The organism is Pseudomonas sp. TWP3-1 (assembly GCF_049896625.1).
GTDB lineage: Bacteria > Pseudomonadota > Gammaproteobacteria > Pseudomonadales > Pseudomonadaceae > Aquipseudomonas.
Genome location: NZ_JAFCUQ010000036.1, coordinates 1 through 20222, shown reverse-complemented (window position 1 = coordinate 20222; position 20222 = coordinate 1). Strand labels below are relative to the sequence as shown.

22 protein-coding genes are annotated in these 20222 nt (G+C 59.3%); 1 reads left to right on the top strand and 21 read right to left on the bottom strand.

The window, feature by feature from the left end; genetic code table 11:
• Positions 1-211 precede the first annotated feature (211 nt).
• From ACP7BN_RS27535 to trmJ, 21 genes are all read right to left on the bottom strand, one after another.
• Positions 212-1003 (bottom strand): amidohydrolase, encoded by a 792-nt coding sequence (locus tag ACP7BN_RS27535; protein ID WP_426206954.1) that lies wholly within the window; start codon positions 1001-1003, stop codon positions 212-214.
• Positions 991-2139, bottom strand: coding sequence for a pyridoxal phosphate-dependent aminotransferase (locus ACP7BN_RS27530; protein WP_426206953.1), 1149 nt, complete (start codon positions 2137-2139; stop codon positions 991-993). The genes ACP7BN_RS27535 and ACP7BN_RS27530 overlap by 13 nt, the downstream gene beginning before the upstream one ends.
• Before the next feature lie 290 nt (positions 2140-2429).
• Positions 2430-3899 (bottom strand): ribosome biogenesis GTPase Der, encoded by a 1470-nt coding sequence (gene der, locus ACP7BN_RS27525; RefSeq protein ID WP_420650575.1) that lies wholly within the window; start codon positions 3897-3899, stop codon positions 2430-2432.
• Positions 3900-4036: 137 nt separating this feature from the next.
• Entirely contained in the window at positions 4037-5188 is a 1152-nt protein-coding gene (gene bamB / locus ACP7BN_RS27520) for an outer membrane protein assembly factor BamB (RefSeq protein WP_426206952.1), read from the bottom strand.
• On the bottom strand, positions 5181-5822 hold the full coding sequence (locus tag ACP7BN_RS27515) for a YfgM family protein (protein ID WP_426206950.1): 642 nt from the start codon (positions 5820-5822) through the stop codon (positions 5181-5183). The genes bamB and ACP7BN_RS27515 overlap by 8 nt, the downstream gene beginning before the upstream one ends.
• Before the next feature lie 41 nt (positions 5823-5863).
• Positions 5864-7153 carry a histidine--tRNA ligase gene (gene hisS / locus ACP7BN_RS27510; protein ID WP_426206949.1) on the bottom strand — a complete coding sequence of 430 codons (1290 nt, stop codon included), beginning with the start codon at positions 7151-7153 and terminating at the stop codon, positions 5864-5866.
• Positions 7154-7189: 36 nt separating this feature from the next.
• Entirely contained in the window at positions 7190-8299 is a 1110-nt protein-coding gene (ispG, locus tag ACP7BN_RS27505; protein ID WP_420650571.1) for a flavodoxin-dependent (E)-4-hydroxy-3-methylbut-2-enyl-diphosphate synthase, read from the bottom strand.
• Positions 8300-8302: 3 nt separating this feature from the next.
• Positions 8303-9322, bottom strand: coding sequence for a RodZ domain-containing protein (locus ACP7BN_RS27500; RefSeq protein ID WP_426206948.1), 1020 nt, complete (start codon positions 9320-9322; stop codon positions 8303-8305).
• On the bottom strand, positions 9322-10080 hold the full coding sequence (pilW, locus tag ACP7BN_RS27495) for a type IV pilus biogenesis/stability protein PilW (RefSeq protein ID WP_426206947.1): 759 nt from the start codon (positions 10078-10080) through the stop codon (positions 9322-9324). The genes ACP7BN_RS27500 and pilW overlap by 1 nt, the downstream gene beginning before the upstream one ends.
• 12 nt (positions 10081-10092) lie before the next feature.
• Positions 10093-11241, bottom strand: coding sequence for a 23S rRNA (adenine(2503)-C(2))-methyltransferase RlmN (rlmN, locus tag ACP7BN_RS27490; protein WP_420650568.1), 1149 nt, complete (start codon positions 11239-11241; stop codon positions 10093-10095).
• A 28-nt stretch (positions 11242-11269) separates the two neighbouring features.
• Entirely contained in the window at positions 11270-11695 is a 426-nt protein-coding gene (ndk, locus tag ACP7BN_RS27485; protein ID WP_007916882.1) for a nucleoside-diphosphate kinase, read from the bottom strand.
• 88 nt (positions 11696-11783) lie between these two features.
• Complete coding sequence (iscX, locus tag ACP7BN_RS27480; protein WP_426206946.1) at positions 11784-11984, bottom strand: Fe-S cluster assembly protein IscX; 201 nt, start codon at positions 11982-11984, stop codon at positions 11784-11786.
• Between the two features lie 14 nt (positions 11985-11998).
• The gene (gene fdx / locus ACP7BN_RS27475; protein WP_150592713.1) at positions 11999-12340 is read right to left on the bottom strand and encodes an ISC system 2Fe-2S type ferredoxin; all 342 of its coding nucleotides are present in this window, start codon (positions 12338-12340) and stop codon (positions 11999-12001) included.
• Entirely contained in the window at positions 12340-14205 is a 1866-nt protein-coding gene (gene hscA, locus ACP7BN_RS27470) for a Fe-S protein assembly chaperone HscA (RefSeq protein ID WP_426206944.1), read from the bottom strand. Before hscA ends, fdx begins: the two co-directional genes overlap by 1 nt.
• A 51-nt stretch (positions 14206-14256) precedes the next feature.
• Complete coding sequence (gene hscB, locus ACP7BN_RS27465; RefSeq protein ID WP_426206942.1) at positions 14257-14778, bottom strand: co-chaperone HscB; 522 nt, start codon at positions 14776-14778, stop codon at positions 14257-14259.
• A gap of 8 nt (positions 14779-14786) precedes the next feature.
• Positions 14787-15110: an iron-sulfur cluster assembly protein IscA gene (gene iscA / locus ACP7BN_RS27460; RefSeq protein ID WP_010565230.1), complete on the bottom strand. Its 324-nt coding sequence runs from the start codon at positions 15108-15110 to the stop codon at positions 14787-14789.
• 34 nt (positions 15111-15144) lie between these two features.
• Positions 15145-15531, bottom strand: a complete 387-nt coding sequence (gene iscU, locus ACP7BN_RS27455; protein WP_064589074.1) for a Fe-S cluster assembly scaffold IscU — start codon at positions 15529-15531, stop codon at positions 15145-15147.
• 83 nt (positions 15532-15614) lie between these two features.
• Positions 15615-16829, bottom strand: coding sequence for an IscS subfamily cysteine desulfurase (locus tag ACP7BN_RS27450; RefSeq protein ID WP_426206941.1), 1215 nt, complete (start codon positions 16827-16829; stop codon positions 15615-15617).
• Positions 16830-16879: 50 nt separating this feature from the next.
• Entirely contained in the window at positions 16880-17371 is a 492-nt protein-coding gene (iscR, locus tag ACP7BN_RS27445) for a Fe-S cluster assembly transcriptional regulator IscR (protein ID WP_420650563.1), read from the bottom strand.
• A gap of 170 nt (positions 17372-17541) precedes the next feature.
• Positions 17542-18318 (bottom strand): serine O-acetyltransferase, encoded by a 777-nt coding sequence (cysE, locus tag ACP7BN_RS27440; protein ID WP_426206939.1) that lies wholly within the window; start codon positions 18316-18318, stop codon positions 17542-17544.
• A 2-nt stretch (positions 18319-18320) separates the two neighbouring features.
• Complete coding sequence (gene trmJ / locus ACP7BN_RS27435; RefSeq protein ID WP_277759169.1) at positions 18321-19091, bottom strand: tRNA (cytosine(32)/uridine(32)-2'-O)-methyltransferase TrmJ; 771 nt, start codon at positions 19089-19091, stop codon at positions 18321-18323.
• Positions 19092-19236: 145 nt separating this feature from the next.
• On the opposite strand from trmJ, the gene suhB reads away from it, so the two are divergent.
• A complete protein-coding gene (gene suhB, locus ACP7BN_RS27430) occupies positions 19237-20055 on the top strand; it encodes an inositol-phosphate phosphatase (protein ID WP_420650561.1) in 819 nt (272 codons plus the stop codon).
• Positions 20056-20222 lie beyond the last annotated feature (167 nt).

The following is a 20222-nucleotide window of genomic DNA, read 5'->3' as shown; positions in this document are numbered from 1 at the left end:
AGCAACACACCCCAGAGGAGCTGGCGGCTTTTGCTAAAGAAGCCATCGGCTGGATGGCCAGCCGAAGAACTTAGATGTGTAGATACCAATGCCCATCGCGGGCAAGCCCGCTCCCACAGTGGTCAAGGTGCACATGCAATTGCAGGTACACCAAAAATCCCTGTGGGAGCGGGCTTGCCCGCGATGGGGACCGCACAGACGACGCAGAAAATCAGATGAATTCGAAAGTGTCGGCATCCAGATTCGCCGGGAAGCGCTCGCGATAGGCCGCCAGTGGTGCGGCTTCCAGAACGACCTTGAACACCCCATCGGCCTCCCCCGCTGCGAGCAATGTCTCGCCCTGGAAATCCAGCACCTGACTGTCACCGGTATAAGCGAAGCCCTTGCCATCAGTGCCGACGCGATTCACCGCTGCCACATAGCAGAGGTTTTCGATGGCTCGCGCCGGCAGCAGACGATTCCAGTGCAGTCGCCGTGCGCCGGGCCAGTTCGCGGTGTACAGCAGCAGATCGGTGTCCTGCGCGTCGCGACTCCACACCGGGAAGCGCAGGTCGTAGCAAATCAGCGGGCGCACCCGCCAGCCCTTGAGCTCGAACTGCACCTGACGCTCGCCGGGGGTGTAGTGATTGTGCTCACCGGCCATGCGGAACAGGTGACGCTTGTCGTAGTGCAGCACCTCGCCGTCCGGTCGCGCCCACAGCAAGCGATTGCGATGACTGCCGTCCGCAGCCTGAATGATCACGCTGCCGGTGATGACCGCATCAAGCTTCGCCGCTTGAGCGCGCAGCCACTTGCTGGTCGGGCCGTTGACCGCTTCGGCGAGGGTTTCGGACTCCATGGAGAATCCGGTGGTGAACATCTCCGGCAGAATGATCAGATCCGATCCGCGCGCCTGCTCGAGCAACAGCTCGAAATGCTCGAGGTTGGCCTGGCGATCATGCCAGGCCAGGGTGGTCTGGATCAGCGCCAGATTGAGATCAGGCAGAGCACTCAGATCGCGCATAGTTTGGCCGCTGCCTCACGCAGCGTCTCCTCGCGTTTGGCAAAGCACAGCCGCACCAGGCGCTGACCTTCAGGAGGCGTCTGATAGAACACCGACACCGGAATACTCGCCACGCCGTGCTCGAGGGTCATCCATTTGGCCATTTCGACATCGTTCAAATCCGGGCGAATCTGCGAGTAATCGACCAACTGAAAATAGGTGCCGGCGACCCGACTGAACGTGAAACGCGACGGCGTCAGCAGATCGCAGAACAGGTCACGCTTGGCCTGATAGAAACCTGGCAGCTCTTCGACGTATTCAGGGTGCTCGGCCATGTAATCGGCCAACGCATATTGCAGCGGGGTCACGCCGCAGAAACTGACGTATTGGTGCACTTTGCGCAGTTCCGCCGTGAGGGCCGGGGGCGCGACGACGTAGCCGGTTTTCCAGCCAGTGACGTGATAGGTCTTGCCGAACGAACTGACCACGAATGCACGCTGATACAGCTCTTCATGAGCGAGCACGCTGACGTGCGGCACGCCATCGAATACCAGGTGTTCGTAGACCTCGTCACTGAGTACATAGATGTCGCGATCACGGATCAACGCGGCCAATTGATCCAGCTCGGCGCGACTGATCAGCGCTCCACTCGGGTTGTGTGGGGTGTTGAGGACAATCATCCGCGTGCGCGGAGTGAGTGCCGCGCTGAGTTTATCGAAGTCGATGGAGAAGTCGTTCAACCCAAGTTGCAGATGCACACAGCGTCCGCCGGCCAATTCCACCGCCGGCTCGTAACTGTCGTAGCACGGATCGAAAATGATCACTTCGTCGCCGCTGTTGATCACGGCCTGAATCGCACAGAAGATCGCCTGAGTCGCACCGGGCGTTACCGTAACCTCATGCTCGGCATCCACGTTGACGCCATAGCTACGGGAAATTTTCGCCGCGATCTGCTGGCGTAACGCAGGCAACCCGGTCATTGGCGAATATTGGTTATGACCGCTGGCAATGTGCCGACCGACTGCATCACGCAGTACCTGCGGGCCATCAAAATCGGGGAAACCCTGGGACAGGTTGATCGCGCCGGTCTGCGCCGCGAGCTGGGACATCTGGGTGAAGATGGTGATGCCGACATTCGGCAGCTTACTGGTGATCATCGGGATTCCCTGCTCTGCACCCGGCTCTGACGACGGCGCGGGAGAGCCCGAGGATAGCCCATCCGGCGCCCATAAAAAAAGGGCGCTCATTGAGCACCCTTCCTTCATCTGCGACCGCTGAACCTGTGGCGAGGGAGCTTGCTCCCGCTGGATCGCGAAGCGATCCCACTATCTGTAAACGCTAACGCTCAGATAGAACGCGCTGGCAAATGTGCGACTGCTGTGCAGCCGAGCGGGAGCAAGCTCCCTCGCCACAAAAGCCCCGCACGAGAATGTGCGAGGCACTGCGATCACTTCTTGTCGCGGCGTTTTTTGTCGGCTTTCTTGTGGTGCGACATCATCCGGCGCTTCCTGTTGACCTGGCGGTCGGTCAGCGAGTTCTTATTGCCTTCGAACGGGTTTTCACCGCCCTTGAACTCGATGCGGATCGGCGTACCGACCAGCTTCAGCACGCGACGGTAAGTGTTCTCCAGATAGCGCACATACGACTTCGGCACTTTCTCGATCTGGTTACCGTGGATCACGATGATCGGCGGGTTGGCACCACCCAAGTGGGCATAGCGCAGCTTGATCCGGCGATTGTTGACCATCGGTGGGGCGTGCTCGCCAACCGCATCTTCCAGAATCTGGGTCAGACGGTTGGTCGGCCAGCGGGTAACCGCCGACTTGAACGAGTTCTGCACCGAAGCGTAGAGGTTGCCCACGCCGGTACCGTGCAGTGCCGAGATGAAGTGGATGTCGGCGAACTCAACGAAGAACAGACGACGCTGCAGCTCGATCTTGACGAAATCGCGCTCGCTCGGCGTCATGCCGTCCCACTTGTTGATCGCGATCACCAGCGCACGACCTGCTTCGAGGGCAAAGCCCAGCAGGTTGAGGTCGTGATCGACCACGCCTTCGCGCGCGTCCATCACGAAGATCACCACGTTGGCGTCTTTGATCGCTTGCAGGGTTTTCACCACGGAGAACTTTTCAACTTCTTCGTGGATCTTGCCGCGCTTGCGTACACCGGCGGTGTCGATCAGCGTGTACTTTTCTTCGTTACGCTCGAACGGGATGTAGATACTGTCGCGCGTCGTGCCGGGTTGGTCATACACGATGACCCGGTCTTCACCGAGCATGCGGTTGACCAGTGTCGACTTGCCGACGTTCGGCCGGCCGATGATGGCGATCTTGATCCCGTCTTTTTCGCTAGGGCCAGGAATGCGCTTGGCTTCCTCGCCTTCGGCAACGATCTCTTCTTCGCCGTCTTCCGGCTCTTCTTCATCTCTCGGGAAGTCGCCCAGGGCGATTTCCAGCATCTGGGTGATGCCACGGCCGTGAGCACCGGCGATCGGAATCGCGTGGCCCATGCCCAACGGAGCAAATTCAGCGCGGGCCATTTCCGGGTCGATGTTGTCGACCTTGTTGGCAACCACGTAGGAACGCTTGTTACGTTTGCGCAAGTGTTCGGCGATCATCTGGTCGGCGGCGGTGAAACCGGCCTTGGCATCTACCAGGAACAGAACAACATCCGCTTCTTCAATGGCCAGCAGCGACTGCTCGGCCATTTTTTCGTCCATACCGTGCTCGTCACCGGAGATACCACCGGTGTCGACCAGAATGTAGGAACGCCCTTGCCACTTGGCCTCACCGTACTGGCGATCACGGGTCAGACCGGACAAGTCGCCGACGATGGCGTCGCGAGTCCTAGTCAGGCGGTTGAACAAGGTGGACTTGCCGACGTTCGGTCGGCCCACCAGGGCGATTACGGGAACCATGCGGCTCTCCACTTCGTTATTTCAGAAAATACAAAAGCCGCTGCGAGGCAGCGGCTGGTGCTCGGGGCAACGCCTGATAGCGCTGCAAGCCCCATGAATCCGGGGCCGCCTGGGGGTGTTAACCCCAAGCATAGTTGTTACTTGATGGTCAGGGCTTCCAGTTTGCCACTGTTGCCATATACATAAATCGTGTCACCCACCACCAGCGGACGGGCACGCAGGCCGTCGCTGTCGATGCGCTCACGGCCGACGAAACGACCGTCAACCTGGCTCAGCAGATGCAGATAACCTTCCAGGTCACCGACTGCAACATAGCTGGAGAACACTTCCGGAGCCGACAGTTGACGACGGGCCAGCGAATCGTTGCTCCACAGTGCAGTGGTAGAACGCTCGTCGACGCCTTCAACAGTGCCCGAAGACAGGCTCACGTAGACGTTGCCGAAACCCTGGGCCACGCCAGCGTAGCTCGACGCATCGCGCTGCCAGAGTTGACGGCCGCTTTCCAGATCCAGTGCCGCAACGCGACCCTGGTAGCTGGCAACGTACAGGGTACCGCCGGACAGCAGCAGACCGCCGTCGATGTCGACCACGCGCTCCAGCTCCGAACGACCTTGTGGAATCGCTACTCGCTGTTCCCAGACCGGCACGCCGTTGGAAATATCCAGAGCAACCACTTTACCGGTCGACAGGCCAGCCACCGCGAGGCGGTTGGTCACGATCGGTGCGCTGGTGCCGCGCAGGGTCAGGACGGCCGGAGTGCTGTCATACACCCAACGCTGATTACCGGTGGAGGCATCCAGACCGATCAGACGATCGTCCTGAGTCTGCACCACTACCACGTCACCGTTGTTGGCCGGTGGCGCGAGCACTTCACTGTTGACGCGAGCGCGCCACTTTTCTTCACCGTTGATGGCGTCGAGGGCGATCACGTCACCGCGCAGTGTGCCGACCATGACCAGACCGTAACCCACGCCAACGGCGCCGGAGACGGGCAGTTCAAGATCCTGTTCCCATTTCACATCGCCGTTCCCACGATCCAGGCCCATCACCACGCCGGTCACATCGGCCGCGTAGATGGTGTCACCGTCGATCGCCGGCACCAGCATGTTGTAGGTTTCGCCCTGACCGTCACCGATCGAACGACTCCACTGCTTTTGCAGAACCACTTCTTCTTTGAAGTCGGTCAGCTCGGCCGGTGGCAGTTCTTTTTTGCTGTTGCTGCTGCAACCCGCGGCCAGAATGGCCAGAGCCAGCAATGCTGCATGCTTCCAACGGATCACGTCACGCATCCCCTTTGGCCAGATCGTCCAGCTTGATTTGAAGGCCACCGACCGCCGCTTCATCCGACAGTGCCGCCTTGGCTTTTTGATACGCCGCGTTCGCTTCGTCGGTACGACCCAACTGCACCAGCAGGTCGCCCTTGAGTTCTTCGCGAGTGGCCAGGAACGACTTGTCGGCGTCGCCTTCAAGCAGTTTCAGACCTTCATCAGGCTTGTTCTGCGCGCCCAATACCTGCGCCAGACGCTGACGGGCGATTTCGCCCAGCGCCGGGTTGGCCGGTTTGGCAACGATGGCCTTGAGCTCGGTGGCTGCGTCGTCCAGCTTGCCGCTGTCGACTGCTACTTTTGCCACGAACAGGCTGCCGTACTGCGCATAGGCGCTGCCGCCGAATTCGCTGTTGAGCTTTCCGGCCAGATCCGCAACGCGCGCGGCGTCAGGCTTGCCATCCGGGGTCAGCGTGGTTTCCAGCAGTTGCTGGTAGAGCACCGAGGCGCCTTGCGACTGGTTGCCCTGATACTTGTGATAAGCCTGCCAGCCGAACACGATGACCAGCGCCAACAGGCCGCCAGTGACCAGAGGTTTGCCGTTGCGTGTCCACCAGTCTTTCAAATCCGCCAACTGTTCGTCTTCGGTACTCGACACCCCAATACTCCTTAATCGCTAAATCGGCTGTTTGGACAGCTTCAACCCTGCACGACGCAGGTGGCCAGGTGAGCGGCAAGCGCATCCCAGGCAATGCTTTGTTGTTCGCCCTGGCCACGCAGGGGTTTGAAACCTACCACTTGCTGGGCCATCTCGTCGTCACCGAGGATCAGTGCGTACAGCGCACCGCTCTTGTCGGCTTTCTTGAATTGGCTTTTGAAGCTGCCAGCGCCGGCATTGACTTGCAGGCGCAGGTGGGGCAGTTGATCACGGACACGCTCGGCCAAGGCCAGACCGGCCAGCTCTGCTTCTTCCCCGAAGGCGCAGAGGTAGACGTCGACCTGACGGGCGATCTCTTCCGGGATCTGCTCGAGAGTTTCCAGCAGCAGCACCAGACGCTCGATGCCCATGGCGAAACCGACGCCCGGGGTTGGCTTGCCGCCCATCTGCTCGACCAGACCGTCGTAACGACCACCAGCGCACACGGTGCCCTGGGCGCCGAGCTTGTCGGTGACCCATTCGAATACGGTTTTGCTGTAGTAATCGAGACCGCGTACCAGTTTCGGGTTGAGTACGTAAGGAATGCCAATGGCATCCAGACGCGCTTTCAAGCCTTCAAAATGGGCACGGGATTCGTCATCCAGGTAGTCGGCCATTTTCGGCGCATCAACCAGCACCGCTTGGGTGTCGACGTTTTTGGTGTCGAGCACGCGCAGCGGGTTGGATTTGAGGCGACGCTGGCTGTCTTCGTCGAGTTTGTCGTGGTGCGCCGAGAGATACTCGACCAGCGCATCGCGATAACGGGCACGGGATTCGCTGGTGCCGAGGCTGTTCAGCTCGAGCTTGACCGCATCGCGGATACCCAGCTCGCCCCACAGGCGCCAGGTCATCACGATCAGTTCGGCATCGATATCCGGGCCGTCAAGATTGAAGACTTCCAGACCGATCTGGTGAAACTGACGATAACGGCCTTTCTGCGGACGTTCGTGACGGAACATCGGGCCGATGTACCAGAGTTTCTGTACCTGACCACCGCCGGTGATGCCGTGTTCGAGCACTGCCCGCACGCACGCAGCGGTACCTTCCGGACGCAGGGTCAGGGAGTCACCGTTGCGGTCTTCGAAGGTGTACATCTCTTTTTCGACGATGTCGGTCACTTCGCCGATCGAGCGCTTGAACAGCTCGGTGAACTCGACGATCGGCATGCGGATCTGCTTGTAACCGTAGTTATCCAGCAGGCGCGAGACGGTGCCTTCGAAGTAACGCCACAACGGCGTCTGTTCGGGCAGGATGTCGTTCATGCCACGAATGGCTTGTAGAGACTTGCTCACTATAAATCCTTAAATTCGTTCGGCTCTGCAGTCGGCTCAGCCGCGCGCGATAACCGCTGCGTCAGCTTCGACCTTCTCGGCCGCTTTCTGGCGGATCAAGCGTTCAAGCTCATCTACCAGATTGTCATTCGTCAGTTTCTGCGCCGGCTTGCCGTCGATGTAAATCAGGTTCGGGGTACCGCCAGTCAAGCCGATATGCGCTTCCTTGGCTTCGCCGGGGCCGTTGACCACACAACCGATCACCGCGACATCCAGCGGGACCAGCAGGTCTTCAAGGCGCCCTTCCAGCTCGTTCATGGTTTTCACCACATCGAAATTCTGCCGCGAGCAGCTCGGGCAGGCGATGAAGTTGATGCCACGGGAACGCAGATGCAAAGACTTGAGGATGTCGTAACCGACCTTCACTTCCTCGACCGGATCGGCCGCCAGCGAGATGCGGATAGTATCGCCAATCCCTTCGGCGAGCAGCATACCGAGGCCCACGGCAGATTTCACTGTGCCTGAACGCAATCCACCGGCTTCAGTGATACCCAGGTGCAGCGGCTGGACGATTTCCTTGGCCAGCAAACGGTAGGCTTCGACGGCCATGAACACGTCGGAGGCCTTCACGCTGACCTTGAAATCCTGGAAATTCAGGCGTTCCAGGTGCTCGACGTGGCGCAGGGCCGATTCAACCAGCGCTGCCGGCGTCGGCTCGCCGTATTTCTTTTGCAGGTCTTTTTCCAGCGAACCGGCGTTGACGCCGATGCGGATCGGGATCCCGCGATCACGGGCAGCATCGACCACGGCGCGCACACGGTCTTCACGACCAATGTTGCCCGGGTTGATACGCAGGCAGTCAACACCCAGTTCGGCTACGCGCAAAGCGATCTTGTAGTCAAAGTGGATATCGGCAACCAGCGGCACCTTGACCAGTTGTTTGATCTTGCCGAACGCTTCGGCAGCGTCCATGTCCGGCACCGAAATACGCACGATGTCGACGCCGGCAGCTTCCAGACGATTGATCTGCGCAACGGTGGCGGCGACGTCATTGGTGTCGCTGTTGGTCATGCTCTGCACAGCGATAGGCGCATCGCCGCCAACAGGTACGTTACCGACCCAGATCTTGCGCGAAACGCGACGTTTGATTGGAGATTCGCCGTGCATGACTTATTGACCCAACTTCAGGCGAGCAGTCTCGCCACTGGTGAACGGAGCGATGTCGACCGGCTGGCCGTTGTAGCTGATCTGCGCGCCACGGGCATAACCCAGACGTACGGCAAGCGGTGGCTTGCCGGCAACGGCGAGACTGTCGCCCTTGCGCTTCAGACCACTGAATAGAACCTTGCCACTGCCATCGCTGACTTGAGTCCAGCAATCGGCAACGAACTGCACTTGCACCTGACCTTGGCCGGCGACCGCAGCGGTCGGCGCAGCAGCAACTGCCGGGGCAACTGGAGCAGTGACGGTTGGCGCTGGTGTAGCTGGAGCAGTTGGCGTTGGTGTCGCTACAACCGGCGCGGGCGTGTGAACCGGTGCGACAGGCGCAACAACCGGAGCTGTCGGCGTGGTCGTTGGTACAGGCGCTTCAGCGGTGGTCGATTCGTCAGCAGCCGTTTCCGATTGCGGCAGTGCCAGAGCAGTCGAGCCCTCGGCCTGCGCTTGCTCGACAGCCTGATCTTCCGGCTCGTCCAGCGGATGAATCTGCGTGGTGCCGTCAGCGCCTTCGACTTCGACGTGCTCAGGCGCCAGCGTGGTCAAATCCTTGGTGCGCTGCGAAGTCTGATCCTGCCACCAGACGAAACCGCCGCCGATGACCGCGATCAGCAACAGCAGGCTGACGATACGCAAAATAGTATGGGAAACGCGCACGGGCTCTTCGATACGACCGAGGGCGTGCACATTGCTGCCCTGGGAATCGGTGCCGGTGGACTGGTCGAATTGCTGGACCAAAGTGGTCTGGTCCATGCCGAGCAACTTGGCATAGGCGCGAATATAGCCGCGAGCAAAGGTATGCCCCGGCAGCTTGTCGAACGCGCCGGCTTCAAGATTGCTCAGGGAGGTCACGGTGAGGTTGAGCTTGAGGGCCACTTCGGCCAGCGACCAGCCATTGCTTTCGCGGGCCTGGCGCAAGGTCTCACCGGGGTTAACGCGATTCGCTGCTACAACTTCGGGATGCGCCGCTTTCATCATTGCTCCGACAGGTATTGCTGATATTCCGGCGTACCGGGATAGAGTCGTTTTAATTGCAGGCCCGCACTGGCGGCCTTGTCGCGATCTTCAAATACTTTCGCCAACCGAACGGCGAGCAACAGACTACGTGCATTTTGCTCGGCAAGCAGGCTGAAACGGTCGTAATAGTCACGCGCGGGCACATAATGCCTGTCTTCGAATGACAACTCAGCCATTTCCAGCAATGCGCGTGGCTGTTGACGGTTCAGACGCAAGGCTTTTTCCAGTTGCTGCAGCGCCAGATCACGCTGGCCGAGCTTTGCCGCCGTCATGCCGAGGTTCTCGAACACACGCGAGCGCTCAGGATACAGGGTATCGGCGGCAGCCTGTTCAAAACGCTCGTAAGCTTCCTTGTAACGCTGTTCTTCGTAGAGAAAACTGCCGTAGTTGTTGAGGGTACGGGCATCGGCGGGACGTGAGGACAAGGCCTTGCGGAAATGTTCGTCAGCCAGTGCAGGCTCCATCTCGGCCTGGAATACCAGGCCAAGCGCGGCATTCGCATCAGGATCCGAGCTGTCCAGATCGAGGGCTTTCTTCAGCGGCACTTTCGCGCGCTCGGTCATGCCCTGCTGCAAATACCCCAGCCCCAACTGCACGTAGGCAGCCCGCGCTTCATCGCGGCCCTTGCTGGTCTTCATCGGATTGTAATCGCCCGACAGGACACAGCCAGCACTCAGGCTGGCCAACAGCAACAGCAGCGCAAAGCGCAGGGACATAGAGATCCTCTCTTAGTTTGTATTCGCGGCGTTCTGCGCCAGATCGCCATCGGCGTTCAATTCACGCACGGCAATGTAACGTTCGCTGCGACGGGTGCGATCCAGCACCTGCCCTACCAATTGTCCGCAAGCAGCGTCGATGTCTTCACCACGAGTGGTGCGCACAGTGACGTTGTAGCCTGCCTGATGCAGCTGATCCTGGAACCGGCGGATGGCATTGTTGCTCGGCCGCTCGTACCCGGAATGCGGGAACGGGTTGAACGGAATCAGGTTGATCTTGCACGGGGTGTTCTTGAGCAACTCGATCATCTCAACGGCATGTTCGACTTTGTCGTTGATGTCTTTGAGCAAGGTGTACTCGACGGTCAGCACACGTTTTTCGCCCAGGGACGACATGTAGCGCTGGCACGACTCGAGCAGCATCTTAAGCGGATATTTCTTGTTGATCGGCACCAATTGGTTACGCAATGCGTCATTTGGTGCGTGCAGCGACAACGCCAGGGACACGTCGATGTGCTTGGACAGCTCATCGATCATCGGCACCACGCCCGAAGTGGACAGGGTCACGCGGCGCTTGGAGATCCCGTAACCGAGGTCATCCATCATCAGATGCATGGCGGCCACGACGTTGTCGAAGTTCAGCAGCGGCTCACCCATGCCCATCATCACCACGTTGGTGATGGCACGGTCGACGGTTGCCGGGACGCTGCCAAAAGATTTGTTGGCAATCCACACCTGACCGATGACTTCGGCGGCGGTGAGGTTGCTATTGAAGCCTTGCTTGCCGGTGGAGCAGAAACTGCAATCCAGGGCACAGCCTGCCTGGGACGAAACGCACAGAGTGCCGCGTTTGCCCTGGGGAATGTACACGGTCTCGACGCAGCTGCCGGACGCCACGCGCACCACCCACTTGCGGGTGCCGTCGGTGGAGATGTCCTCGCTGACAACTTCCGGACCACGGACCTCAGCAATGGTCTTGAGCTTGTCGCGCAAGGCCTTGCTGACGTTCGTCATGGCGTCGAAATCATCGACGCCAAAGTGGTGAATCCATTTCATTACCTGACCGGCACGGAAACGCTTCTCCCCGATTGAGTCGAAGAATTTTTCCATTTCCTGTTGAGTCAGACCCAGCAGGTTGGTTTTTACAGTCGATGTAGTCATGGATTCACCTTCACTCTTAAGCCAATGCTTAGCGAGTGGTTACTTCAGTAGCTGCGAAGAAGTACGAGATTTCACGCGCAGCAGCGGCTTCGGAGTCCGAACCGTGAACAGCGTTGGCGTCGATGGAATCAGCGAAGTCAGCACGGATGGTGCCGGCAGCAGCTTCTTTAGGGTTGGTAGCGCCCATCAGCTCACGGTTCAGAGCGATAGCGTTTTCGCCTTCCAGAACCTGAACAACAACAGGACCGGAGATCATGAAAGCAACCAGGTCGCCGAAGAAACCACGAGCGCTGTGCTCAGCGTAGAAGCCTTCAGCTTCAGCTTTGGACAGTTGCTTCAGTTTCGAAGCTACAACGCGCAGGCCTGCTTTTTCGAAACGAGTGGTGATCTCGCCGATGACGTTTTTTGCAACAGCGTCAGGCTTGATGATGGAGAAAGTACGTTGAACAGCCATGGTGTAACTCCAGAAACGGTAATTTGTGAAAAATTAAACCCGCGAATTATACGCGGGTTCTTGGGTATTGCCTAACCTGCGAGGACGATCAGTCGGCTTCTTCGATCCAGAGCGCCTGAACCGCTTCCAACACCTTCTCGCCACAACGGCCGGAAGTGTTGTCGAAATCGGGAAGTTCCATGATCCATCGCTGCAAGTCGACGAAATTGACAGAAAGTGGATTCACATCCGGCTTGGTTTCGGCCAATTCTTCTGCAATGCGTTGAACATCATTCCAACCATAACTCATGACAGTAGTACCAATCAGTGCGGCGCTTCGGCGGCGTGGTTGAGCGAGTACTTCGGAATCTCGACGGTGATGTCTTCTTCACCAACGATAGCCTGACAGGCCAGACGCGATTGCGCTTCCAGACCCCAGGCGCGATCGAGGAAGTCTTCTTCCAGCTCGTCAGCCTCTTCCATCGAGTCAAAACCCTCGCGGATGATGCAGTGACAAGTCGTGCAAGCGCAGACGCCACCGCAGGCGCTTTCCATCTCGATATGGTGTTCGTGAGCCAGTTCGAGGATCGACGTGCCGGGCGCAGCGTCTACAACCATGCCTTCAGGGCAGAACTTGTCGTGGGGCAGAAAAATGACCTGCGGCATCAGATATCCTCGATTTCATCTAGGTTGCGCCCCGACAGAGCGGCTTTCACCGTCAGATCCATGCGGCGGGCAGCAAAAGCATCGGTCACTTGCGACAGACGTTTGGTCTGCTGCTCGATGGCGTAACCATCGGTGCCTTTCATCAGTTCAGTGAGTTCCTGCACCTGCATGTCGATGACCATGCGCTCTTCGGCGTCGAGCAAGCGCTCGCCATCCACCTCAAGTGCAGCCTGCACGGCTTCGACCAGGCGCTGAGCGTCGACCTGCTGCTCACGCAGGACGCGGGCGACTTTGTCGTCATTGGCGTGCTGGAACGAATCCTTGAGCATCTTGGCGATTTCGCCGTCGGTCAGACCGTAGGACGGCTTGACCTGAATGCTCGCCTCGACGCCCGAACCGAGTTCGCGCGCAGAAACACTGAGCAGACCGTCGGCATCGACCTGGAAGGTCACGCGAATCTTCGCCGCACCGGCCACCATCGCCGGAATGCCGCGCAATTCGAAGCGTGCCAGCGAGCGGCAATCGCTGATCAGCTCGCGCTCGCCCTGCAACACATGGATCACCATGGCCGACTGGCCATCTTTATAAGTAGTGAAATCCTGAGCACGAGCGACGGGGATGGTGGTGTTGCGCGGAATCACCTTCTCCATCAAGCCGCCCATGGTTTCCAGCCCCAGGGACAACGGAATCACATCGAGCAACAGCAGTTCGCCGCCATCGCGCTTGTTGCCAGCCAATGTATCAGCCTGGATCGCGGCACCGATGGCCACCACTTGATCCGGGTCGATTTCAGTCAGCGGCTCACGGCCGAAGGCTTGGGCGACAGCTTCGCGAACACGCGGGACGCGGGTCGAACCACCGACCATGACCACAGCGTGCACGTCTTCCAGCTCAATACCGGAATCACGCACAGCGCGGCGGCAGGCTTTCAGGCTGCGCGCGACCATTGGCTCGATCAGCGCATCGAAGGCTTCACGAGTCAGAGCAGCTTTCCAGTCACCGTAGGCGACTTCAACACTATTGGTATCGGTCAGCGCTTCTTTGGCCGCGCAAGCGGTTTGCAGCAGGCTGCGCTGCGCGCCGGGATCGAGGTCGGCGGACAGACCGGCGCTCTCGATGATCCAGCCGGCAATCGCGTGATCGAAGTCATCGCCACCCAGCGCGGTGTCGCCGCCGGTGGCCAGCACTTCGAAGACGCCGCCGGTAAGACGCAGAATCGAAATATCAAAGGTACCGCCGCCCAGATCATAAATCGCCACCAGGCCTTCGGCGTGCTGATCCAGACCGTAGGCAACCGCCGCCGCAGTCGGCTCGTTGAGCAAGCGCAGTACGTTAAGACCGGCGAGCTTCGCCGCATCCTTGGTCGCCTGGCGCTGAGCATCATCAAAGTAGGCTGGAACGGTAATCACCGCACCGACCAGTTCGCCGCCGAGCGCTTCTTCGGCGCGCTGACGCAGCACCTTGAGGATGTCGGCGGAGACTTCGACCGGGCTTTTCGGCCCCTGTACGGTATCGATGAACGGCATGTGCGACTCGCCGCCGATGAAGCGATACGGCAGCTGATCGCCCAATTGCTTGACGTCGGACAGACCACGACCCATCAAGCGCTTGACCGACAGCACGGTATTCAAAGGATCGGAGGATGCGGCCAGCTTGGCCGACTCGCCGACTTCGACGCGATCGGCGTGATAACGCACGGCGGACGGCAGGATGACCTGTCCGTCAGCGTCGGCCAGCGGCTCGGAAAGACCACTGCGCAACGCAGCGACCAGCGAATTGGTAGTGCCCAAGTCGATCCCCACAGCCAGACGACGCTGGTGCGGTTGAGGACTTTGGCCGGGTTCGGCGATCTGCAGTAGGGCCATCGTGATCAGGACTTATCTGTATATCAGGCGTGCGACCGGAGCGGCACTGGGTTAATCGTCGAGGCGCTCTTCTAACTGGCGCACTTCGTAGGACAGCTTGTCGAGGAACTGCATGCGCCGCATCAGGCGTTCGGCCTGTTCGCGTTGCGCCGCATCATCCCAACAGGCTGCGAAACTGTCGTTCAACTGATCCTGAGCGGTTTTCAGACGACGCTTGAACGCCGCGACACCGTCCAGATCGGCGCTGTCCTGCAGATCTTCGAGCTCTTCGCGCAACTCCATCTGTTGCAGCAAAAACTCCGGATCATGCACCGTGACCTCCAGCGGCAACTCACGACCGCCCATGGCGAGCAGGTAACGCGCGCGCTGGGGCGAACTCTTGAGCGTCTGATAGGCCTCGTTCAGTCGTGCCGACTGCTCGAGCGCCAACCGCTGCTCACGCTCGGAAGCGTCGGCAAAACGGTCAGGATGAACACCGCGCGCCAACTCACGATAGCGCGTGGCCAACTGCTCGAGATCCAGACGGAAACTCGGTTGCAGCTCGAATAAAGCGAAATGACAAGGAATACCCACGACAAGCCTCAGATGTTGAAGCTTTCGCCGCAGCCACATTCACCGCGTACGTTGGGATTGTTGAACTTGAAGCCTTCGTTCAACCCTTCCTTGACGAAATCGAGCTCGGTGCCGTCCAGGTAGGTCAGGCTTTTCGGGTCGATGATCACTTTCTCGCCGTGACTTTCGAACACTTGATCCTCTGCAACCACCTCGTCGACAAACTCCAGCACGTAGGCAAGGCCGGAACAGCCTGTGGTACGAACCCCCAGACGAATCCCTTCACCTTTGCCGCGCCCGTCAAGGGAGCGTCGCACGTGTCGAGCAGCCGCTTCTGTCATGCTGATAGCCATCGGTGACTCCTTACTCGTCGCCAAATCCTGGAATTCAGATCAAGCCTTTCTTCTGCTTGTAATCGCGAACGGCCGCTTTGATAGCGTCTTCAGCGAGTACCGAGCAGTGAATTTTCACTGGCGGCAGGGCCAGTTCTTCGGCCAGCTGAGTGTTCTTGATGGTTTCGGCTTCGTCCAGGGTCTTGCCCTTCATCCACTCGGTAGCGAGGGAGCTGGAAGCAATGGCCGAACCGCAACCGTAGGTCTTGAACTTGGCGTCTTCGATAACGCCCTGGTCGTTGACCTTGATTTGCAGACGCATCACGTCGCCGCACGCCGGTGCGCCGACCATGCCAGTGCCGACATCCGGGTCTTCGGCGTCCATCTTGCCGACGTTACGCGGGTTTTCGTAGTGGTCGATGACCTTTTCGCTGTAAGCCATGATGCTTATTCCTCACTCATCAGAGAGTCGCTCTTTGGGCCCCGCAACCGAAGTCCGCAGGGCTGGTTCGCGGCGACTTGAAATCAGTGTGCCGCCCACTCGATTTTCGAAATGTCGACACCGTCTTTGTACATGTCCCACAGCGGCGACAGAGCGCGCAGCTTGGTAACGGCCTCGCAGACTTTCTGCGCGGCGTAGTCGATTTCTTCTTCGGTGGTGAAACGGCCGAAGGTAAAGCGGATCGAACTGTGTGCCAGTTCGTCGTTGCGGCCCAGGGCGCGCAGTACGTACGAAGGCTCAAGCGAGGCCGAGGTGCAGGCCGAGCCGGACGATACCGCCAGATCCTTGAGCGCCATGATCAGCGACTCACCTTCAACGTAGTTGAAGCTCAGGTTCAGGTTGTGCGGAACGCGGGCGGTCAGGCTGCCGTTGACGTACAGCTCTTCCAGATGCTCGACCTGCTTGTAGAAGCGGTCGCTCAGGGCTTTGATGCGAACGTTTTCGGCAGCCATGTCTTCCTTGGCCACACGGAAGGCTTCACCCATGCCGACAATCTGGTGAGTCGCCAGAGTGCCGGAACGCATGCCGCGCTCGTGACCGCCGCCGTGCATGGTCGCTTCGATGCGCACACGCGGCTTGCGGCTGACGTACAGCGCGCCGATGCCTTTAGGGCCGTAAGTTTTGTGGGCAGAGAACGACATCAGGTCGACTTTCAGCTTCGACAGGTCGATGTCGACCTTGCCGGTGGACTGAGCAGCGTCGACGTGGAACAGAATGCCTTTGGCGCGCAGCATCTCGCCGATGGCGGCGATGTCATTGACGGTGCCGATTTCGTTGTTCACGTGCATGGCCGAAACCAGGATGGTGTCGTCACGCAGTGCCGCTTCGATCATCGCCGGGGTAACCAGGCCATCGGTTTGCGGCTCGAGGTAAGTCACTTCGAAACCTTCACGCTCCAGTTGGCGCATGGTGTCGAGGACAGCCTTGTGCTCAATCTTGGTGGTGATCAGGTGCTTGCCCTTGGAGGCGTAGAAATGTGCCGCACCCTTGATTGCCAGGTTGTTGGACTCGGTAGCACCGGAGGTCCAGACGATTTCACGCGGGTCGGCGTTGACCAGATCGGCCACCTGACGACGAGCGTTTTCGACGGACTCTTCGGCTTTCCAGCCGAACACGTGGGAACGGGACGCCGGGTTACCGAAGTTTCCGTCGACCAGCAGGCATTCACTCATTTTTTGCGCAACGCGCGGATCGACCGGGGTCGTCGCTGAGTAATCAAGGTAAATCGGCAATTTCATGGACTATCTCCTAAATCAGGCTGGCTGGCGTGCCGCTAGCTCTTTGGCTGTCATTCGACGGCGGACGCTTCAATCTTGTCCAGGCGCGGCGCCTTGCCATTGCAATGGCGCTGATCCTGACGCTGGGCCACTTCCTGTACCTCACGGCGAGTTACGAGGTCGGCCAAGCTGATACCGCTGAGAAATTCGTGAATCTGCAGGCTCAGATCGCACCACAGATGATGGGTCAGGCAAGTGTCGCCGGAATGGCAATCACCCTGCCCCCCGCACTTGGTGGCATCGACCGATTCGTTTACCGCATCGATCACCTGAGCTACCTGAATGCCCTGCATGTCGCGGGACAACTGGTAACCACCGCCCGGGCCGCGAACACTGGAAACCAGGTTACTGCGGCGCAGCTTGGCGAAAAGCTGTTCGAGATAGGACAGGGAGATGCCTTGGCGCTCGGAGATATCGGCCAGGGACACCGGCCCGTGCTGCGCGTGCAACGCCAGGTCAAGCATGGCTGTCACGGCGTATCGGCCTTTTGTAGTCAGTCGCATGGACAATTACCACGGAGTTCGGAATGGGTGCGAGTATGCAATTCCCGAGTATTTAAGTCAACTTTAAGACCTAGTACTTTAGTCAGGTTTACCCGCAAAAGAGCGCGCGAATCATAGCAGGGTCTGCGGCGTAATGGCACACCGGTCGGCGGCAGGCCCTGCAGGGCGCATCAGTGCGTCTTGGTTTCGTCCTTGCCTTTGACGCAGGCGAAATCTTCTTCGCGCAGCTCGGGCAGATCTTTCGCACAGTAATTGCTGCCCAGATCCTTCAGCGCACCGCACATGCCTTCCAGACGCCCGTCCACCGCTTGCAGGTGATCGAGCAACTGGCCGATAGCGCGCGCCACCGGGTCGGGCATATCTTCGCTGACACCGTAGGCGTCAAAACCGATCTTCTCGGCCATCGCCTTGCGCTTGGCATCCTGCTCTTCGTCGGACTTGATGATGATCCGCCCCGGAATGCCGACCACGGTCGCGCCCGGCGGCACTTCCTTGGTCACCACCGCATTGGAACCGACCTTCGCACCAGCACCGACGGTGAACGGACCAAGCACCTTCGCGCCCGCACCGACTACAACACCATCACCCAGCGTCGGGTGACGCTTACCCTTGTTCCAGCTTGTACCGCCAAGGGTCACGCCCTGATAGATCGTCACGTCATCGCCGATCTCGGCGGTTTCGCCGATGACGATGCCCATGCCGTGGTCGATAAAGAAGCGTCGACCGACTTTCGCCCCTGGATGAATCTCGATCCCGGTCAACCAGCGACCGAAGTTCGACACCAGCCGCGCCAGCCATTTCAGATCGGCGCGCCAGAGCATCGCCGCCAACCGATGAATCCAGATGGCGTGCATGCCGGGGTAGCAAGTCAGGACTTCAAAAGCGTTACGCGCCGCCGGATCTCGGTGGAATACGCTCTGGATATCTTCACGCAAACGCTCGAACATCATTAATCCTTCCGCTTAAGAAGCTCACCACGGGCCGCTTTCTGGGTTTCCGTGAGGATGCCACGCAATATATTCATTTCCGCCCGGCTGACCGAGCTGCGTCCGTACAACCGGCGCAGGCGCGCCATCAAGTGCCGTGGCTTTTCGGGATCGAGGAATTCGATGGCCACCAGCGTCTGCTCCAGGTGCTCATAGAATCGCTCCAACTCGTCCATGGTCGCCAGCTCGGCGCTTTTCACCGAAGCGACTTCTTCCTTCTCGACCTTGCTCGGCTGACCCTGAGCGGCCAGCCAGGCCATGCGCACTTCGTAGCTCAACACCTGCACCGCCGCGCCGAGGTTCAGCGAACTGAACTCCGGATCGGAGGGAATGTGTACGTGAAAGTGACATCGCTGCAGCTCGTCATTGGTCAGGCCGGAATCTTCACGACCAAACACCAGAGCGATTTCCGCGCCTTGCCCGGCCTCCTCAACCACTTTGGTTCCGCATTCGCGCGGATCCAGCAGCGGCCACGGGATACGGCGGTCACGGGCGCTGGTGCCAAGTACCAGGTTGCAGCCCACCAGCGCATCTTCAAGAGTGGCGACGACTTGCGCGTTTTCCAGAATGTCGCCGGCACCGGAGGCGCGGGCATCGGCTTCGTGGTGCGGAAACAGGCGTGGCTCGACCAGCACCAGTCGCGACAACCCCATATTCTTCATGGCGCGCGCGGCCCCGCCGATATTGCCGGGATGGCTGGTATTGACCAGGACGACACGAATATTTTGCAGCACGGCGGGCGCTCTCGGACTGGGGAAAGGGGAGCAAATCTTACAGAACAGCCTACCGTTAAGCTATGAAAGCGAACAGCGACCTTCACCTGAAGAAAAGTTCTGATAGAATGCGCGGCTTTCTTTAACAACCTTAGGTGACACATCCATGCAGCCCATGCTGAATATCGCGCTGCGCGCCGCCCGCAGCGCCAGTGAACTGATCTTCCGCTCCATCGAGCGCCTGGATACCATCAAGGTCGACGAAAAAGACGCCAAGGATTACGTATCCGAGGTGGATCGCGCCGCTGAGCAGAAAATCATCGACGCGCTGCGCAAGGCTTACCCGAATCACTCGATCCGTGGCGAAGAGACCGGCATGCACGCCGGTACCGGCATCGAAGGCGAAGAGTACCTGTGGATCATCGATCCGCTGGACGGCACCACCAACTTCCTGCGCGGCATCCCGCATTTCGCTGTGAGCATCGCCTGCAAATACCGTGGTCGCCTGGAACACGCTGTTGTTCTGGACCCGGTTCGCCAGGAAGAATTCACTGCCAGCCGTGGTCGCGGCGCCCAACTGAACGGTCGTCGTCTGCGCGTCAGCGGTCGCACCAGCCTCGACGGCGCCCTGCTGGGTACCGGCTTCCCGTTCCGTGACGACCAGATGGACAACCTCGAAAACTATCTGGGCATGTTCCGCGCTCTGGTTGGTCAGACTGCCGGCATCCGTCGCGCTGGCGCGGCGAGCCTGGACCTGGCCTACGTGGCTGCCGGTCGTTTCGACGCGTTCTGGGAATCGGGTCTGTCCGAATGGGACATGGCTGCTGGCGCCCTGCTGATTCAAGAAGCCGGCGGCCTGGTGAGCGACTTCACTGGCGGTCACGACTTCCTGGAAAAAGGCCACATCGTTGCCGGCAACACCAAATGCTTCAAGGCAGTTCTGACGGCGATCCAGCCGCACCTGCCGCCTTCGCTGAAGCGCTAAGCTTCCCGCGAAACGCAAAAAGCACCCTCCGGGGTGCTTTTTTTATGCCTGTGTCTCGTCCTGAATAAGGTTTACACCTTCTGACCTTTTATCAGGAGGGTGCAATGGATACGGGCTCGAAACGCAGTCAGCGCGATTACACGCTGACTTTTAAATTGGCAGTTGTC

Coding starts and splice junctions, on each gene's coding strand:
- ACP7BN_RS27535 (WP_426206954.1), bottom strand. CDS start 1,003: ATGCGCGATCTGAGTGCTCTGCCTGATCTCAATCTGGCGCTGATCCAG.
- ACP7BN_RS27530 (WP_426206953.1), bottom strand. CDS start 2,139: ATGATCACCAGTAAGCTGCCGAATGTCGGCATCACCATCTTCACCCAG.
- der (WP_420650575.1), bottom strand. CDS start 3,899: ATGGTTCCCGTAATCGCCCTGGTGGGCCGACCGAACGTCGGCAAGTCC.
- bamB (WP_426206952.1), bottom strand. CDS start 5,188: ATGCGTGACGTGATCCGTTGGAAGCATGCAGCATTGCTGGCTCTGGCC.
- ispG (WP_420650571.1), bottom strand. CDS start 8,299: ATGCACGGCGAATCTCCAATCAAACGTCGCGTTTCGCGCAAGATCTGG.
- ACP7BN_RS27500 (WP_426206948.1), bottom strand. CDS start 9,322: ATGAAAGCGGCGCATCCCGAAGTTGTAGCAGCGAATCGCGTTAACCCC.
- pilW (WP_426206947.1), bottom strand. CDS start 10,080: ATGTCCCTGCGCTTTGCGCTGCTGTTGCTGTTGGCCAGCCTGAGTGCT.
- rlmN (WP_420650568.1), bottom strand. CDS start 11,241: ATGACTACATCGACTGTAAAAACCAACCTGCTGGGTCTGACTCAACAG.
- ndk (WP_007916882.1), bottom strand. CDS start 11,695: ATGGCTGTTCAACGTACTTTCTCCATCATCAAGCCTGACGCTGTTGCA.
- iscX (WP_426206946.1), bottom strand. CDS start 11,984: ATGAGTTATGGTTGGAATGATGTTCAACGCATTGCAGAAGAATTGGCC.
- fdx (WP_150592713.1), bottom strand. CDS start 12,340: ATGCCGCAGGTCATTTTTCTGCCCCACGACAAGTTCTGCCCTGAAGGC.
- hscA (WP_426206944.1), bottom strand. CDS start 14,205: ATGGCCCTACTGCAGATCGCCGAACCCGGCCAAAGTCCTCAACCGCAC.
- iscA (WP_010565230.1), bottom strand. CDS start 15,110: ATGGCTATCAGCATGACAGAAGCGGCTGCTCGACACGTGCGACGCTCC.
- iscU (WP_064589074.1), bottom strand. CDS start 15,531: ATGGCTTACAGCGAAAAGGTCATCGACCACTACGAAAACCCGCGTAAC.
- ACP7BN_RS27450 (WP_426206941.1), bottom strand. CDS start 16,829: ATGAAATTGCCGATTTACCTTGATTACTCAGCGACGACCCCGGTCGAT.
- iscR (WP_420650563.1), bottom strand. CDS start 17,371: ATGCGACTGACTACAAAAGGCCGATACGCCGTGACAGCCATGCTTGAC.
- cysE (WP_426206939.1), bottom strand. CDS start 18,318: ATGTTCGAGCGTTTGCGTGAAGATATCCAGAGCGTATTCCACCGAGAT.
- suhB (WP_420650561.1), top strand. CDS start 19,237: ATGCAGCCCATGCTGAATATCGCGCTGCGCGCCGCCCGCAGCGCCAGT.